The sequence below is a fragment of the Rhodobium orientis genome, from assembly GCF_003258835.1.
Classification (GTDB): domain Bacteria; phylum Pseudomonadota; class Alphaproteobacteria; order Rhizobiales; family Rhodobiaceae; genus Rhodobium; species Rhodobium orientis.
Map to the genome: position 1 here is coordinate 1 of NZ_NPEV01000055.1, position 16,239 is coordinate 16,239.

Sequence of the window (16,239 nt, forward strand, 5' to 3'; positions counted from 1 at the left end):
GGCGCCGGACGGGTCTGGGGCGCCGCCGCCTGCGGGTGCGCCGGACGCTCCGCAACGCCGGCCGGCAGGGCCTTCTGGCGGCTTTCGGCAAAGCGGTCGACGGGATCGTCGGCAAGCACCGCATCGACGCCGGAGGCGGCGTAGAATTCTAGGAGCGCGGTCAACTCGTCGCGACCGATCCCCTCCTCGCCAGCAATGCCCGTGTCGTCCTCGCTCATGCCCGCGACAGTAACGGCGGACGGCAGCGATGGGAAGCGGCCGGCACATACCGCCGGCCATCGCGCGACCTGGCCGGATTATCCCAACTGCGACGTGTTTGCGGGCGTCCCGCGATTGCCGCCGGCGCTGCGGTGCAATATGAAAAACGTATAGCAACCCGTGCACGGGACCCTGACAGAGCAGCCTTCAGCGACACATCCGACGATGGGAGACCTTGAGATGAGCGACCAAAGCACCCGGCCCGAACGCGAATCCATGGAATTCGACGTCGTCATCGTCGGCGGCGGCCCTGCCGGGCTGTCCGCGGCCATCCGCATCAAGCAGCTCGCCGCCGAGCGCGACGAGGAGATCTCCGTCGTCGTCCTGGAAAAGGGCGCGGAGGTCGGCGCCCATATCCTCTCCGGCGCGATCCTCGACCCCATCGGCCTCGACAAGCTGCTGCCGGACTGGCGCGAGGAGGACAGCCCTATCAAGACGCCGGTCAGCCGCGACAAGTTCCTCTATCTCGGTCCCGCCGGTTCGGCCCGACTGCCGAACTTCGCGCTGCCGCCGCTCCTCTCCAACCACGGTTGCTACATCGTGTCGCTCGGCAATGTCTGCCGCTGGCTGGCGGAAAAGGCCGAAAGCCTCGGCGTCGACATCTTCCCCGGCTTTGCCGCCGCCGAGCCGCTGTTCGACGAGGCCGGCACGCTGATCGGCGTCGCCACGGGCGATATGGGTATCGGCAAGAACGGCGAGCCGAAGGACAGCTACACGCCGGGCATGGAGCTCCTCGGCAAATACGTGCTGATCGCGGAAGGCGCGCGCGGCCACCTCGCCAAGCAGCTCATCGCCCGTTACCAGCTCGACGCCGACCGCGACCCGCCGAAATTCGGCATCGGCATCAAGGAGCTTTGGCAGGTCGCCCCGGAAAAGCACGATCCGGGCCTCGTCCAGCACTCCTTCGGCTGGCCGCTGGACTCAAAGACCGGCGGCGGCTCCTTCCTCTACCATCTGGAGGACAACCAGGTCGCCGTCGGCTTCGTCGTCCACCTCAACTACGAGAACCCCTATCTCTCGCCCTTCGAGGAATTCCAGCGCTTCAAGACCCACCCGGCCATCGCCGAGACCTTTGCGGGCGGGCGCCGCATCTCCTATGGCGCGCGGGCGATCACAGAGGGCGGCTGGCAGTCGGTGCCGAAGCTCTCCTTCCCCGGCGGCGCGCTGATCGGCTGCTCGGCCGGGCTCCTCAACGTGCCGCGCATCAAGGGCTCCCACAACGCCATGATGTCGGGAATGCTCGCCGCCGAGCACGTCGTGGAAGCGCTCGGCAACGGCCGCGCCGGCGACGAACTGACAAGCTTTGAGGAAAGCTGGCGCACGTCCGAGATCGGCAAGGACCTGAAGCCCGTGCGCAACGCCAAGCCGCTATGGTCGAGATACGGCCTTGCCGGCGGCATCATGCTCGCCGGCATGGACATGTGGACACAGACCCTCATCGGCATGTCGCTGTTCGGCACAATGAGCCACGGCAAGCCGGACCACGCGTGCCTGAAGCCAGCCTCCGAATGCAAGCCGATCGACTATCCCAAGCCCGACGGCAAGCTGACCTTCGACCGCCTCTCCTCCGTGTTCCTGTCGAACACCAACCACGAGGAGGACCAGCCGGTCCACCTCAAGGTCGCCGACATGGCCAAGCAGGTGGAAAGCGCGCTGAAGGTCTATGCCGGGCCGTCCCAGCGCTATTGCCCGGCCGGGGTCTACGAGTGGGTGACGAAGGACGACGGCACGCCGGAATTCGTCATCAACGCGCAGAACTGCGTCCACTGCAAGACATGCGATATCAAGGACCCGAACCAGAACATCAACTGGGTGGCGCCGGAAGGCGGCGGCGGTCCGGTTTATCCGAACATGTAGCGGCCCACGCCCTACGCGACCGACACGAAGCGCCCGCCCACCCCGGCGGGCGTTTTCTTTTGCGGCGGTCTCCCCGTCGCTTCTGACGCAGGCCCAACGCTCGCCGGCCGAGGCTTCGCACGCTCGCCACCCCACACTCCGCGTCATTACCGGGCTTGACCCGGTAATCCATGAGGCCTTTCTTTTCAATCAGTTAAGCCGTTCTAGGTTGCACCTCATCATGGATTGCCGTGTCAAGCACGGCAATGACGCCGAGATAAGTGGGTCCCGGAGTGCATAAGCCGCGAACGGAGCAACCGTGGGTCAAGCCCGGCGACGATGCCTGAACGAGGTTGGGCGCCCCGGACAACAGACACCGACGATGATGCAGTGCCCACCAACACCTATCACTCAAAATTGACCAATATTCATGTTTGAAACATCAATACTCATTTGATATGTCGGCCTTATCAATTATTTCCCGTGAGCACCCGAAGATGATCACCGCCGCACAGATGCGCGCCGCGCGCGCCCTTCTCGGCATCGACCAGAAGACGCTGGCCGCCCGCGCCGGCGTCTCCCTTCCGACCATCCAGCGCATGGAGGCCTCGAGCGGCAATGTCCGCGGCGTCGTCGACACGCTGGTCAAGGTGGTGGAGGCGCTGGAGGTCTCCGGCGTCGAGCTGATCGGCGACAATACCGAAAGCCTTTCCGGCGGCCGCGGCGTGCGCCTGAAGGAGACCGCACCGCGCGAGGTGGCGTCGTGAGCGAGGCCGACCTGACCCGCGCGGCGAGCGCTCCCGGCCCGAGCTTCCAGGAGCTGTTTACCCCGAAGCTCGTCACCGCCCTGAAGGAAGGCTACGGCCTTGGCCGCCTGAAGGCCGACGCCGTCGCCGGACTGACGGTCGCCATCGTCGCCCTGCCGCTGTCGATGGCGATTGCTATCGCCTCCGGCGCCAGCCCCGCGCAGGGGCTCTATACGGCGATCGTCGGCGGCTTCTTCGTCTCGCTCCTCGGCGGCAGCCGCTTCCAGATCGGCGGCCCGGCCGGCGCCTTCATCGTGCTGGTGGCGACCACCGTCCAGACCCACGGCATGGACGGCCTGTTGATCGCCACCATCCTCTCCGGCCTGATGCTCGTCGCCATCGGCTTCCTGCGGCTCGGCACCTACATCAAGTTCGTGCCCTATCCGGTCACCGTCGGCTTCACCGCCGGCATCGCCGTCATCATCTTTTCGAGCCAGATCAAGGATCTCCTCGGCCTCACCCTCGCCAGCCCCGAACCGGGGCCTCTCCTTGAAAAGCTGCCGGTGCTCTGGGAGAGCCTGCCGTCCCTCGATCCCGCAACGGTCTTCCTCGCCCTTGCCACCATCATCGGCATCTCGGTCCTGAAGCGCGTCAGGCCGCACTGGCCGGGGCTGCTGCTCGCCGTTGCCGGCGCTGCAGCCGTCACCGCGCTCCTCAATCTCGATGTCGCCACCATCGGCAGCCGCTTCGGCGGCATCCCGAGCCATCCGCCGATCCCCGCGCTTCCCGCCGTGACGATGGGCAAGGTCATCGCCGTCCTGCCGAGCGCCTTCGCCTTCACGCTGCTTGGCTCCATCGAGTCGCTGCTGTCGGCCGTCGTCGCCGACGGCATGACCGGACGGCGCCACCGCTCCAACTGCGAACTGGTGGCCCAAGGCGTCGCCAACGTCGCCTCCGGCATCTTCGGCGGCGTCTGCGTCACCGGCACCATCGCCCGCACGGCCACCAATGTGCGCGCCGGCGCGGCAACGCCGATTGCCGGCATGCTGCATTCGGGGTTTCTCCTCACCTTCATCCTCGTTGCCGCGCCGCTCGCCAGCTACATCCCGCTCGCCAGCCTTGCCGGCGTTCTGGCCATCGTTGCCTGGAACATGATCGAGAAGGAGGCGGTGCGGACGCTGGTGACGGCCTCGCGCGGCGATGCGGCGGTGCTCCTCACCACCTTTCTGTTGACGATCTTCCGCGACCTGACGGAGGCCATCGTCGTCGGCTTCGCGCTCGGCTCGGTGCTCTTCATCCACCGCATGTCGAAGACCACGGCCATCGAGACCGACACGCCCTTCGTCGCCGAGGACGAGGCGGACCCGGTCGGCGGACGCAGCGGCGCGGCCCCGTCGGACCCGGAGGTCGTCGTCTTCCGGATTTCCGGCGCCTTCTTCTTCGGCGCCGCAGCCTCCATCGGCTCGGTGCTCGATCGCATCGCCGACACCCACCGCGTGCTGATCGTCGACTTCGCCGCCGTGCCCTTCCTCGACTCAACGGCGGCGGAGACCATCCGCGGCATGGCCGAAAAGGCCGAGCGGCGCCATGTGCGGGTGATCCTCACCGGCACCCACCACAGCCTCAGGCGCGTGCTCTTCGCCCACGCCGTCAAGCCGCCGCTGGTGTCCTATGAGCGCACGATTTCCGAAGCGCTGGAGCGCACCCACCCGGTGCCGGCCGAGGCCTGAGCCTATTCGGCGACAGCCGCATCGGTCAGTTTGCCGAGGCCGCCGGCCATCTTGCCGAAAACCTCGTCCCGGTCGGCAATGCCGTGCCGGGATTTGAGATAGGCCGGGTCGTTGTAGGCGATGCGGACCGTGCCATCCGCATCCTCCCAGGCGAGCACCTTCATCGGCAGATCGATGGCAACCTCGCGGTTGGAGAGCATCAGCGGCGTTCCGAGCTTCGGATTGCCGAAGATCAACACTTGCGTCGGCTTCATCTCCATCCCGGCCTTTTTCGCGCCGGCGGCGTGGTCGATACGCGCGGCGACCATCAGGCCGTTCTTTTCCACGATGGCTTCCAGCCGGTCGAGCGTTTCGGCAACGCCGTGGGCGCTTTTCTTGACGACGAGGCCGTTGTCGGCGGCAGCCGGTGCGAGGCCGGCAACGAGGATAAGGGCTGCAAATAGAAGGCGCATGGGTTTCCTCCATCTGGGCGGCAACACCGCCTTGCGTGACGTGGACAAACCCTAACGTGCGGAACAGCAGGCCGGCCACCGATTGAGCCCCGGTCACACGCCGGTGTGATGCATCCTGATCCGCCGTGAAAATCCGTGATCGAGGGAAAGACCGGACCCGAGCAGCCCTATCGGCCGGCCATGTCGATCCCCGCCCCCTCGCGCAGCACCGCCCGGGCCCAGGCGCAGAACGCGCCGTCCACCTCGTGCAGCACCCGCCCCGGCAGCAACCGGAGCGGCGCGCGGCTGCCCTTCATGGCGGTGACGAGCACCCGGAGCGCGGGCGCATCGGCAGTGGGGTGGAGCGGCAGGACAGAGATCCCGCCGAAACGCCCGGCAAGCGCACCGAGCAGCGCCGCAAGCCGCTCGCCCGGCCAGACGACCGAAAGCCCGCCGCCGGATCTGAGGAGCGTCACCGCGGTACGCATCCAGCGGTCGAGGTCCTCATCGGACAGCACATGCGCCGCGGCCCGCGCCTCGTTGGGGGACGCGCGCACCCGGCCCTCCTCGCGGAACGGCGGGTTCATGATGACGGTATCGGCCATCGCCCGCGTCAGCCCTGCCGCTTCCCGCGTCCGCTCCGGCCCGACGATATCGGCTTCGACGACGCCGACCCGGTCGGCGAACGCGGCGTTGTCCGGCAATGTCAGCGCCTGCCGCGCCAGGTCCAGAACAACCGGATCGTTGTCGACCAGCACGACCCGCACTGCTGGCGCCCGCGCTGCGACGCAGAAACCGGCGACGCCGCTGCCGGCGCCTAGATCGACGACCGTGCCCGTCGCATCGGCGGCAAGCGTTGCCGCCAGCATCACCGCGTCGAGCCCGGAGCGATGCCGGCCCCGCCCCGGTTGCAGCGCGATGACTGCCCCGCCGAGGAAGGCATCGCGCGTCGCCCCGTCCGGCAGGACCGGATCGGCCGCCCCGATACCCTCGCTCACCGCCGTCGCCTCGCCGTCCGCCTCTTGTCGCAAATTGTCACAAGCCTTTCGCCTCCGGCGTCAGCTCGTGGCCGATGCCGGCATCGACGCAAAGCGTCCGGGCCTGTTGCAGCGCATCGCGTTCCACGAGCAGGCGCCGCGGGATGATACCGAGCGAGCCCTCGACGATGCTCATGTGCTGGTCGACCACCAGATGCCCGATTCCCGCCTCCTCCAGGAGCGACGTGGCAAAGGAAAGGGTCACCGGATCGTTGGTCTTGAGGAGTTCTTCCATCGTCGCCTTTCGCTCGTTCCCTGCGGTCCCGGTCCGGCGCCATCATAGGCGACAACGCGACATTTGCCGACCAATCAGAGGCCCTGCGGCGAAAACGCGGCCGAAAGATGTTGACTTGCCGACCGCCTCTCCCCTTCCTATCCTCCCTTGCGAACAGGGACCGATGGAGTTTCAAGGCGTGGGCATCGTTTTATCTTTCGACGACAAAAAACCGGCCGAACCGGATCTTTCGGCGCTGCTCGCGCTCACCTCCGACGACATGGGCCGGGTCAACGAGCTGATCCTGTCCAAGGCCGCCTCCCATGTGGAGATGATCCCGGAGATCGCGAACCACCTGATCGCGTCGGGCGGCAAGCGCCTGCGTCCGATGCTGACGCTCGCCTCGGCCCAGATGTTCGGCTACGAGGGCGGCGGCCACGTCAAGCTGGCGACCAGCGTGGAATTCATGCACACGGCGACGCTGCTGCACGACGACGTCGTCGACGAGAGCGACATGCGCCGCGGCAAGAAGGCGGCACGCATGCTCTGGGGCAACCAGGCGAGCGTGCTGGTCGGCGACTTCCTGCTCGGCCAGGCGTTCCGGATGATGGTCGACGTCGGCTCGCTCGAAGCGCTGCGCATCCTCTCCGACGCCGCCTCGATCATCGCCGAGGGCGAGGTGCTGCAGCTTTCCGCCGCCAAGAACATGGAGACCACCGAGGACGAGTACCTCGCCGTCATCAAGGCAAAGACCGCGGCGCTGTTTTCCGCCGCCGCCGAGGTCGGTCCGGTGATTTCCGGCGCCGACCGCGCCGACCAGGCGGCACTGCGCTCCTACGGCATCAATCTCGGCCTTGCCTTCCAGCTCATCGACGACGCGCTCGACTATGGCGGCAGCGCCAGCGCCCTCGGCAAGAATGTCGGCGACGACTTCCGCGAGGGCAAGATCACCCTGCCGGTGGTGCTGTCCTATCGGCGCGGGACCGCCGAAGACCGCGCCTTCTGGACCCGCTGCATGGAGCGCGGCGAGAACGAGGACGCGGAGCTGCAGGAGGCGATCGCGCTCCTGCGCAAGCACAACGCCATCGAGGATACCGTGGAGCGCGCCCGGCACTACGGCGCGGTCGCTCGCGACGCGCTCGCCCCGCTCGCGGACAACGAGCACAAGTCGGCCCTGCTCGACGTCATCTCGTTCTGCATTGCCCGCGCCTACTGACCGGGAGAATGCCGCTCCGGGGCGCGGCCCGATCGTGACGACAAAGGACCGCGTCCCATGATCACGGCCGAGCAACTGGCGTTCTTCGTGCCCGCGGCGCTGCTGGTCGCCGCATCGCCCGGCGCCAACAACCTCCTTTCCCTCACCCACGGTATCCGGGCCGGGTTCGCGGTAACTGCCATCAGCCTCGCCGGCCGGCTTGCCGCCTTCCTGTTGATGATCGTTGCGGTCGCCGTCGGCCTCGGCGCGGTCCTCGCCGCCTCCGAGGCGGCGTTCACCGCCATCAAATGGGCCGGCGTCGCCTATCTCGTCTATCTGGGCGTGAAGGTGTTCCGCGCGCGCGAGCTGCATATCGAGGCCGATGCCGGCGCGGTAACAGCCATGGGCCTTGCCCGGCGCGAATTCCTCGTTGCCATCATGAACCCGAAGGCGGCGCTCCTCTTCACCGCCTTCATCCCGCAATTCGTCGATCCGGCAAACGGCTCGTTTTCCGTGCAGTTCCTCGCGCTGGGACTGGTCTATCTGGCAACGGAATTCACCGCCGCCTGCGGCTACGCAGCGGTCGGCTCCACCTTCCGGCGCTTCGACATCACGCCGCGGCGCGCCCGAGCCATCAACCGCACCACCGGCTCCATGCTGCTCGGCGCGGCAACGGCGCTGGCTTTTGCGAAACGGGCCTGACTACTCCGCGTAAGCCGAGAGATCGACCGGCTGGCGCCGCGCACCCCAACTGCCGGCCGGGCCGTCGAAGATGCCTGAAAGCTCGGTGCCGCAGGAAAGGCAATGGCCGGCATCGTCGAGGTGCCAGCGGCCGATGGTGTAGCCGGTCCGCCCGATCACCTCCTCGCCGCAACCGTGGCAATAGGTCGACTGCCGCGCACCGTCGAGAACGTTGCCGAGATAGACGTGGCGGATGCCGTTCCGCTTGGCGATGCCATAGGCCCGGATCAGCCGGTCGTGCCGCGTCGGCGGCCGGTCGCGCATGCGGTAGTCGGGCCGGAAGGCGGAAAAATGCAGCGGCGTGTCCGGCCCCAGATGCTCCACGAACCAAGTCGTCATCTCGTCGATCTCCCGGTCCATGTCGTTGAGGCCGGGAATCAGCAGATTGGTGACCTCGACCCAGACGTCGGTCTCGGCTTTCAGATAAACGAGCGTATCGAGCACGGGCCCGAGCGCGGCTTTGGTGACGCTCTTGTAGAAGTCGTCGGTGAACCCCTTGAGGTCGACATTGGCCGCGTCGATACCGGCAAAGAAGGCCGGCCGCGACCAGTCGGTGAGATAGCCGGCGGTGACGGCGACCGTCCGGATGCCGCGCTCGTGGCAGGCCTCGGCGATGTCTGCGGCATATTCATGGAAGATGGTCGGATCGTTGTAGGTGAAGGCGACCGACCGGCAGCCGAGTTCGGCGGCTGCGCGGGCGACCGTCTCCGGCGAGGCCCGGTCCTGCAGGATATCCATCTCGCGGCTGCGGGAAATGTCGTGGTTCTGGCAGAAATTGCAGGCAAGGCTGCAGCCCGCGGTGCCGAGCGACAGGATCGCCGAGCCCGGCAGGAAATGGTTGAGCGGCTTCTTCTCCACCGGATCGACGCAGAAGCCCGACGAGCGGCCATAGGTCGTCAGCACGATCTGATCGTCGAGCCGCGCGCGTACGAAGCAGAGGCCGCGCCCGCCCTCCTTCAGCTTGCAGTAGCGCGGGCACATCTCGCATTGCACCCGCCCATCGTCGAGCATGCGCCAGAACTGGGTCGGCACGATCGAATCGGGATCGCCGAGCGCCGCCCGCGCCGTCTCCGAAAGGCGCCGCGCGGCGCGTTCGTCGTCAAGCTGTATCGTTGCCATGGGTATTACCGTTAAAAGGCCGTCGACCGACCATATGCTCCTATCCCATATAGGTATTGCCGGCATCCGCTTCTCGGCGCCTGCGCGCTTTCGCCCCGTGAAATATTATGGCTCCCCTGACGGGCCGTTTGCACTTATATTGCAATCTGAGGATGCCGCATCGTGCATCCGCAAACGTCATGACCGACGGATCGACCATGCGAAACGTTCATCCGCCCCAGGTTGCCGGCATGTTCTATCCCGGCGACGCCAAAACGCTTGACGCCATGCTCGACGATTGTTTTGCCGATGCCCGCACCGCCGATATCGGCGCGCCCAAGGTCCTCGTGGTGCCCCATGCCGGCTATGCCTATTCCGGCGCCATTGCCGCCTCCGCCTACCGCCTCCTGAAGCGCCGCGCCGACGCCATCAGCCGCGTCGTCCTCGTCGGCCCGGCCCACCGCTATCCGGTGCACGGCGTCGCCACGACCAGCGCGGAAAGCTGGCACACGCCGCTCGGCGACGTCCCGGTCGACCTGGAAGCGGTCTCCGCACTCGCCCGCATGCCGGAGCTGTCGATCAACGACAGCGCCTTTCGCGGCGAGCACAGCCTGGAGGTCCAGCTTCCCTTCCTGCAGGAGACGCTCGGCGACTTTTCCCTGGTGCCGCTGCTTGCCGGCGACATCCGGCCGGAGCGCCTCGCCGATGCCCTGTCCTATGTCTGGGGCGGCAAGGAGACGCTGATCGTCGTCTCCTCCGACCTCAGCCACTTCCACGACTACGACACCGCGAAAAAGCTCGACGGCGCCACGGTGGAAAAGATCGAGACCCTTGCCGGCATCGATCTTGACGGCGGCGAGGCCTGCGGCTGCCGCGGCATCTCAGCGGCCCTCATCGAGGCGCGCCGGCGGGACCTGCGCGTCACCGCCCTCGACGTGCGCAATTCCGGCGACACGGCCGGCGACCGCAACCGCGTCGTCGGCTATGCCGCCTTTGCCATGGAGGACGCGGCAACCGCCGAACTCTCCAAACCCGACCGCGAAACGCTGGTCACTGCCGCCAGCAGCGCCCTTGCCGAAGCGGTTGCGACCGGGCGCATGCCCGAGGCCCGGCTCCCCGCGGACCTGTCGCCGCCGCTGCGGGCGAAGCGGGCGACCTTCGTCACCCTGCATCTCGACGGCGCCTTGCGCGGCTGCATCGGCAACATCCTGCCCCAGCGCCCCCTCTATGCCGACGTCATGGAAAGCGCCTACAAGGCCGGCTTCGCCGATCGCCGTTTCCCCCCGCTGACGGCCGCCGAACTGCCGCGGCTGACCGTCGACATCTCCATCCTCTCCTGGCCGCGACCGGTGACCTTTGCCGACGAGGCGGACCTCCTCGCCAAGCTGCGGCCGGGCATCGACGGCCTCATCATCGAAGCCGGCCCCCACCGCGGCCTGTTCCTGCCGGCGGTCTGGACATCGCTGCCCGCGCCCCGGGATTTCCTTTTCCACCTGAAGGACAAGGCCGGCATCGGCGACGCCCCGCTCCCCCACGACAGCGTCGTCCGCCGCTTCGTCACCGAAAGCTTCGGCGGCGCGTTCGTGGCGTCGTGAGGGACCGACGGTCCGGTGTCTGCCGACCAGCGCCTGGCGTGGGTCACTGGATTGCTTCGCTCCGCTCGCAATGACGATGAATGATTAATTCTTAAATGATCTCAACGTCATTGCGAGGAGGCCGAGAGGCCGACGCGGCAATCCAGAAACCCGCGCAAACGAACGCGACGGCGCCCCATCACTCCACCCGCCATTTCGGCAGAAACCGCTGTCCCTCCGAGGCCAGGAACGCCCGCAGCGCCTCGGCCGCGGGCAGCAGCCGCTTGTCGGCCCGCTTGACGACGAACCACTGGCGCATGAGCGGCAGGCCGTTGACCTTCAGCTCCACCAGCCGCCCGTCGGCGAGTTCGGCGGCGACCGTGTGGGCGGAAATGAACGAGATGCCGAGCCCGGCGATCACCGCCTGCTTGATGGTTTCGTTGGAGCCGATCTCGATGCCGATCTTCGGGTTGACCCCGGCCTCCGCCAGCCGCCGCTCCATCAGCGTGCGGGTGCCCGAACCCGGCTCGCGCACCAGGAAGGTCTCCCGCGCGAGTTCGGAAATGGCGATCGACCGGCGCCCGACCAGCGGATGGTCCGGCGCCGCGATGATGATGTGCGGGTGATCGCCGATCACCCAGCGCTCCACCTCGATGTCCTCCGGCGGGCGGCCCATCACGGCGATGTCGACCGCGTCATTTCGAAGCACCGTGAAGAGGTCGTCGCGGTTGGAGACCAGAAGCTTCAGTTCGATCGTCGGGTGCACCTTGCCGAAGGCGCCGAGCGCGTGCGGGGCGAAATATTTCGCCGTGCTGACCACCGCCAGCGAGGCCTTGCCGCCGGTCAGGCCCTTCAGCGCCCGAAGCACGTCGTCGCAGTCGGAAAGCGCCGATTCGATCCGCGCGCCGGCCGCAAGAACCTGCCGTCCCGCCTCGGTCGGCACGAACCGGTCGCCGATCCGCTCGATCAGCGGCAGGCCGGCCGCCTCCTCGAGCTGTCGCACCTGGGTCGTCACCGCAGGCGGCGTCAGGTTCAGCTCTTTTGCCGCACCCGAGACGGTGCCGATACGGGCAAGCGCCTCAAGGCCCCGGAACTGCTTGAAGGTCGTGTTACGCATGGCCCAAGTTTAAAAATTTTTTTGGCAAAGGCAATTTTTTTTAAATTTACTTTCCACGCCGCTTTGGTGATCGTCCCTCCATCGGCGGAGACGACGGGTCCATTGGATACGGGGGGCCCGGAACGGACAACAACAACGCCGACTGCGGGAAGATGTCGCTGGACCATGACCGTAGGAAACGTTGCCCGCCCGGCCTAGGTGTACGTCACTGCGCGCTACACCGCCTGCGAGCGGGAAACGGGAGGAACGAAAATGACCACCTTTATCGGTCTTGAGGAGCACCTCAAGACCTGGGCGGGCGCTGACGAGACGCGCCGGGGGATCGCCCAGACCATTGTTTCGATTGCCGGAAACGGCATCGCCATCGCCGAACTCATCGCCGCCGGGCCGCTGGCCGGCACCCTCGGCGCCTCGCTCGGCGAGAACGCCGACGGCGACACCCAGAAGGAACTCGACGTCCGCGCCCACGAGATGATCGCGGCCGGCCTGAAAGAGACGCCGGTCGCCTATATGGGCTCGGAAGAGGCCGAGGAGCCGGTCGCCATCAACCCGGACACCGGCACGCTGGTGGTCGCCATCGACCCGCTCGACGGATCGTCCAACATCGACACCAACGTCTCCGTCGGCACCATCTTTTCCATCCTGCCGGTGCAGCCGGGCTCCGACCGGACGCCGCTCGGCGACTTTCTGCAGCCGGGCACGGCACAGCTCGCCGCCGGCATCATCGTCTACGGCCCGCAGACCAGCCTGGTACTGACCGTCGGCGCGGGAACGCAGATCTACATCCTCGACCGCGCCAACCGCCGCTTCCTGCTCGTTCGCGAAAAGGTGGAGATCCCGCTCGACAAGCCGGAATACGCCATCAACGCGTCCAACTACCGGTTCTGGGACGAGCCCGTGCGCGCCTATATCGACGACTGCATCGCCGGCGAGGAAGGCCCGCGCGCGACCAATTTCAACATGCGCTGGATCGCCTCGCTGGTCGCCGAGGTCTACCGCATCCTCGCCCGCGGCGGCATCTTTCTCTACCCGCGCGACTCCCGCAAGGGCTACCAGCGCGGCCGCCTGAGGCTGGTCTACGAGGCCAACCCCGTCGCCTTCATCGTCGAGCAGGCGGGCGGCGGCGCCACCGACGGCACGGCCCGCATCATGGAGCTCAAGCCGGGCGAATTGCACGAGCGCGTGCCGCTGATCTTCGGTGCCAGGCCGAAGATCGAGCGCGTCATCCGCTACCACACCGAACCGCACAGTTTCGTCGATCGCGCGCCGCTTTTCGGCAAGCGCGGCCTGTTCCGCATGTAGCCGACGGGGGGTCTACAAGCATGTCTACAAAACATCCGATCATTTCCATCACCGGGTCCTCGGGAGCCGGCACCACGTCGGTCAAGGCCACCTTCCAGCAGATCTTCTACCGCGAGAAGATCCGCGCCGCCTTCATCGAGGGCGACGCCTTCCACGCCTACGACCGCGCCGAGATGAAGCGCGTCATGGCCGAGGAGGAGACCAAGGGAAACAGCACCTTCAGCCATTTCGGCCCGGAGGCGAACATCCTCGACAAGCTGGAGGAGGTGTTCAAGGAATACGCCGAGACCGGCGCCGGCAGCACCCGCCACTATGTCCACGACGACAAGGAGGCGGAAAAGTTCGGCCACGCGCCAGGCACCTTCACCGACTGGCGGCCGTTCGAGGAGAACACCGACCTGCTCTTCTATGAGGGCCTGCACGGTGCCGTCGTCACCGATGCGGTCAACATCGCCCAGCACGCGGACCTCAAGATCGGCGTCGTGCCGGTGATCAATCTGGAGTGGATCCAGAAGATCCACCGCGACCGCGCCACCCGCGGCTACACCACCGAGGCGGTCACCGACACGATCCTCAGGCGCATGCACGACTACGTGCACTACATCTGCCCGCAGTTCACCCAGACGGACATCAACTTCCAGCGCGTGCCGACGGTCGACACCTCGAACCCCTTCATCGCGCGGTGGATCCCGACGGCCGACGAGTCGATCGTCGTCATCCGCTTCCGCGACCCGCGCGGCATCGACTTCCCCTATCTCCTGTCGATGATCCACGGCAGCTGGATGTCGCGCGCCAACTCCATCGTCATTCCGGGCAACAAGCTCGACATTGCCATGCAGGTGATCCTGACGCCGCTGATCCTGCAACTGGTCGATCGCCGCCGGCGGGCGATGTAACGGGAGGCCTATTCCATGACCATCAAGCAGTCCGACACCATCGCGCTGAGCCCGGCCGACGTGGCCGCGGCGACCGCCGCGGAAATCACCGAGCGCGACATGGCGAATGCCGTGCGTGCGCTCTCCATGGACGCCGTCCAGGCCGCCAATTCCGGCCATCCGGGCATGCCGATGGGCATGGCGGACGTCGCCACGGTGCTGTTCAACCGGTTCCTGAAGTTCGACCCGGCCGAGCCGCACTGGCCCGACCGCGACCGCTTCGTGCTGTCGGCCGGCCACGGCTCCATGCTGCTCTATTCGCTCCTGCACCTGACCGGCTATGCCGACTTCACGCTGGAGGAGTTGAAGAACTTCCGCCAGTTCGGCTCGCGCACCGCCGGCCATCCGGAATATGGCCACGGCGCCGGCATCGAGACCACCACCGGCCCGCTCGGCCAGGGCATCGCCACCGCCGTCGGCATGGCCATCGCGGAACGCATGATGGCGGCCCGCTACGGCGACGACATCGTCGACCACAAGACCTATGTCATCGCCGGCGACGGCTGCCTGATGGAGGGCATCAGCCACGAGGCCATCGATCTTGCCGGCCACCTGAAGCTGTCGAAGCTGATCGTCATGTGGGATGATAACTCGATCTCCATCGACGGCCCGACGGACCTGTCGACCTCCACCGACCAGCTCGAGCGCTTCGAGGCCCACGGCTGGAACGTCACCCGCGTCGACGGCCACGATCCGGACGCCGTCGCCGCTGCCATCGAGGCGGCGCAGGGCGCCGACAAGCCGTCGCTGATCGCCTGCAAGACCATCATCGGCTTCGGCGCCCCGAACAAGCAGGGCACCGCCGCCACCCACGGCGCGCCGCTCGGCGACGAGGAGATCGCCGCGGCCCGCAAGACCCTTGGCTGGACCGCCGCCCCGTTCGAGATCCCGGGCGACATCGCCGATGCCTGGCTGCATGCCGGCGGCCGCGGCGGTGCCGAACGCACGGCCTGGGCCGCGCGCCTCGCCGGTAAGGCAGAAGACGTGCGCACCGCCTTTGAAGCGGCCATTGCGGGCAAGGTCCCGGAAGCCGCCGACAAGGCGCTCGCCGATCTCATCGAGACCTTTGCCGAAGAAAAGCCGAAGCTCGCCACCCGCCAGTCATCCCAGAAGACGATCGAGGCGGTGCTGCCGGCCATGCCCGCCCTGATCGGCGGATCGGCCGACCTCACCGGCTCCAACGGCACCCGCGCCAAGGGCCAGCCGGAAATCACCGCCGACGACTTTGCCGGCTCCTACATCCATTTCGGCGTCCGCGAGCACGGCATGGCGGCTGCCATGAACGGCATCGCGCTGCATGGCGGGTTCGTGCCCTATGGCGGCACCTTCCTGATCTTCACCGACTACTGCCGGCCGTCGATCCGCCTCTCCGCCCTGATGGGCGTGCGCGTCATCTACGTCATGACCCACGATTCCATCGGCCTTGGCGAGGACGGCCCGACCCACCAGCCGGTGGAGCACCTGGCAGCGCTTCGGGCGATCCCGAACCTCAACGTCATCCGCCCGGCCGATGCGGTGGAGACCGCCGAAGCCTGGCAGGCGGCGCTGCATGCGGAGGGAACGCCGACGGTGCTCTGCCTGTCGCGCCAGGGCCTGCCGACCCTGCGCTCGGACCCGAGCGAGGAGAACCTCACCGCCCGCGGCGGCTACGTGCTGAAGGACGGCGACAAGCGCGACGTCACGCTGATCGCCACCGGTTCCGAAGTCGCCATCGCCCTGGCCGCCTGCGAACTGCTCGCCGGCGAGGGCATTAACGCCGCCGTCGTCTCCATGCCGTCGTTCGAATTGTTCGAGGCCCAGGACGCCGCCTACCAGGACAAGGTTCTCGGCGATGTGCCGTGTGTCGCGGTGGAAGCCGCCGTCCGCGACGGATGGGACCGCTTCATCGGCCGCAAGGGCGCCTTCGTCGGCATGAAGAGCTTCGGCGCATCGGCACCGGCGGGCGAGCTTTACGAGCATTTCGGCATCACCGCCGAGGCCGTCGCTTCAGAAGCCCGCCGCCTCGTCGGCTGAATTGAGACCCGG

14 protein-coding genes and 1 pseudogene are annotated in these 16,239 nt (G+C 67.1%); 9 read left to right on the forward strand and 6 right to left on the reverse strand.

Annotated features, from left to right (window positions below; all coding sequences use genetic code 11):
* A pseudogene (locus tag CH339_RS19550) lies at window positions 1–218 on the reverse strand (hypothetical protein); the annotation flags it as partial.
* Window positions 219–438: 220 nt separating this feature from the next.
* Between CH339_RS19550 and CH339_RS19555 the strand changes: the two are divergent.
* The 3 genes from CH339_RS19555 to CH339_RS19565 all read left to right on the forward strand — a co-directional run bounded on the left by CH339_RS19555 (window position 439) and on the right by CH339_RS19565 (window position 4,570).
* Window positions 439–2,115, forward strand: a complete 1,677-nt coding sequence (locus CH339_RS19555; protein WP_111436059.1) for an electron transfer flavoprotein-ubiquinone oxidoreductase — start codon at window positions 439–441, stop codon at window positions 2,113–2,115.
* 476 nt (window positions 2,116–2,591) lie between these two features.
* On the forward strand, window positions 2,592–2,861 hold the full coding sequence (locus CH339_RS19560) for a helix-turn-helix domain-containing protein (protein ID WP_111436060.1): 270 nt from the start codon (window positions 2,592–2,594) through the stop codon (window positions 2,859–2,861).
* The gene (locus CH339_RS19565; protein WP_245408180.1) at window positions 2,858–4,570 is read left to right on the forward strand and encodes a SulP family inorganic anion transporter; all 1,713 of its coding nucleotides are present in this window, start codon (window positions 2,858–2,860) and stop codon (window positions 4,568–4,570) included. Before CH339_RS19560 ends, CH339_RS19565 begins: the two co-directional genes overlap by 4 nt.
* A gap of 2 nt (window positions 4,571–4,572) precedes the next feature.
* Here CH339_RS19565 and CH339_RS19570 read toward each other — a convergent pair whose 3' ends face one another.
* From CH339_RS19570 to CH339_RS19580, 3 genes are all read right to left on the reverse strand, one after another.
* Window positions 4,573–5,022, reverse strand: a complete 450-nt coding sequence (locus CH339_RS19570; RefSeq protein ID WP_111436061.1) for a DUF302 domain-containing protein — start codon at window positions 5,020–5,022, stop codon at window positions 4,573–4,575.
* A gap of 167 nt (window positions 5,023–5,189) precedes the next feature.
* Window positions 5,190–5,999: a tRNA1(Val) (adenine(37)-N6)-methyltransferase gene (locus CH339_RS19575; RefSeq protein WP_245408181.1), complete on the reverse strand. Its 810-nt coding sequence runs from the start codon at window positions 5,997–5,999 to the stop codon at window positions 5,190–5,192.
* A gap of 37 nt (window positions 6,000–6,036) precedes the next feature.
* Complete coding sequence (locus tag CH339_RS19580; protein ID WP_111436062.1) at window positions 6,037–6,273, reverse strand: putative signal transducing protein; 237 nt, start codon at window positions 6,271–6,273, stop codon at window positions 6,037–6,039.
* Between the two features lie 178 nt (window positions 6,274–6,451).
* Between CH339_RS19580 and CH339_RS19585 the strand changes: the two genes are divergently transcribed.
* Window positions 6,452–7,468 carry a polyprenyl synthetase family protein gene (locus tag CH339_RS19585; protein WP_111436089.1) on the forward strand — a complete coding sequence of 339 codons (1,017 nt, stop codon included), beginning with the start codon at window positions 6,452–6,454 and terminating at the stop codon, window positions 7,466–7,468.
* 57 nt (window positions 7,469–7,525) lie between these two features.
* The gene (locus tag CH339_RS19590) at window positions 7,526–8,149 is read left to right on the forward strand and encodes a LysE family translocator (protein WP_111436063.1); all 624 of its coding nucleotides are present in this window, start codon (window positions 7,526–7,528) and stop codon (window positions 8,147–8,149) included.
* Here the strand turns inward: CH339_RS19590 and amrS are convergent, their stop codons facing one another.
* Entirely contained in the window at window positions 8,150–9,307 is a 1,158-nt protein-coding gene (gene amrS, locus CH339_RS19595; RefSeq protein ID WP_111436064.1) for an AmmeMemoRadiSam system radical SAM enzyme, read from the reverse strand.
* A 197-nt stretch (window positions 9,308–9,504) separates the two neighbouring features.
* On the opposite strand from amrS, the gene amrB reads away from it, so the two are divergent.
* Entirely contained in the window at window positions 9,505–10,881 is a 1,377-nt protein-coding gene (gene amrB / locus CH339_RS19600; protein WP_170138592.1) for an AmmeMemoRadiSam system protein B, read from the forward strand.
* Window positions 10,882–11,059: 178 nt separating this feature from the next.
* On the opposite strand, the gene CH339_RS19605 is transcribed toward amrB, so the two are convergent.
* Window positions 11,060–11,977, reverse strand: a complete 918-nt coding sequence (locus tag CH339_RS19605; protein ID WP_111436066.1) for a LysR family transcriptional regulator — start codon at window positions 11,975–11,977, stop codon at window positions 11,060–11,062.
* Between the two features lie 252 nt (window positions 11,978–12,229).
* Between CH339_RS19605 and CH339_RS19610 the strand changes: the two genes are divergently transcribed.
* The 3 genes from CH339_RS19610 to tkt are packed head-to-tail and all read left to right on the forward strand — an operon-like array spanning window position 12,230 to window position 16,227.
* A complete protein-coding gene (locus CH339_RS19610) occupies window positions 12,230–13,279 on the forward strand; it encodes a class 1 fructose-bisphosphatase (RefSeq protein ID WP_111436067.1) in 1,050 nt (349 codons plus the stop codon).
* Between the two features lie 20 nt (window positions 13,280–13,299).
* Complete coding sequence (locus CH339_RS19615; protein ID WP_111436068.1) at window positions 13,300–14,175, forward strand: phosphoribulokinase; 876 nt, start codon at window positions 13,300–13,302, stop codon at window positions 14,173–14,175.
* Window positions 14,176–14,190: 15 nt separating this feature from the next.
* Window positions 14,191–16,227: a transketolase gene (tkt, locus tag CH339_RS19620; protein ID WP_111436069.1), complete on the forward strand. Its 2,037-nt coding sequence runs from the start codon at window positions 14,191–14,193 to the stop codon at window positions 16,225–16,227.
* Window positions 16,228–16,239 lie beyond the last annotated feature (12 nt).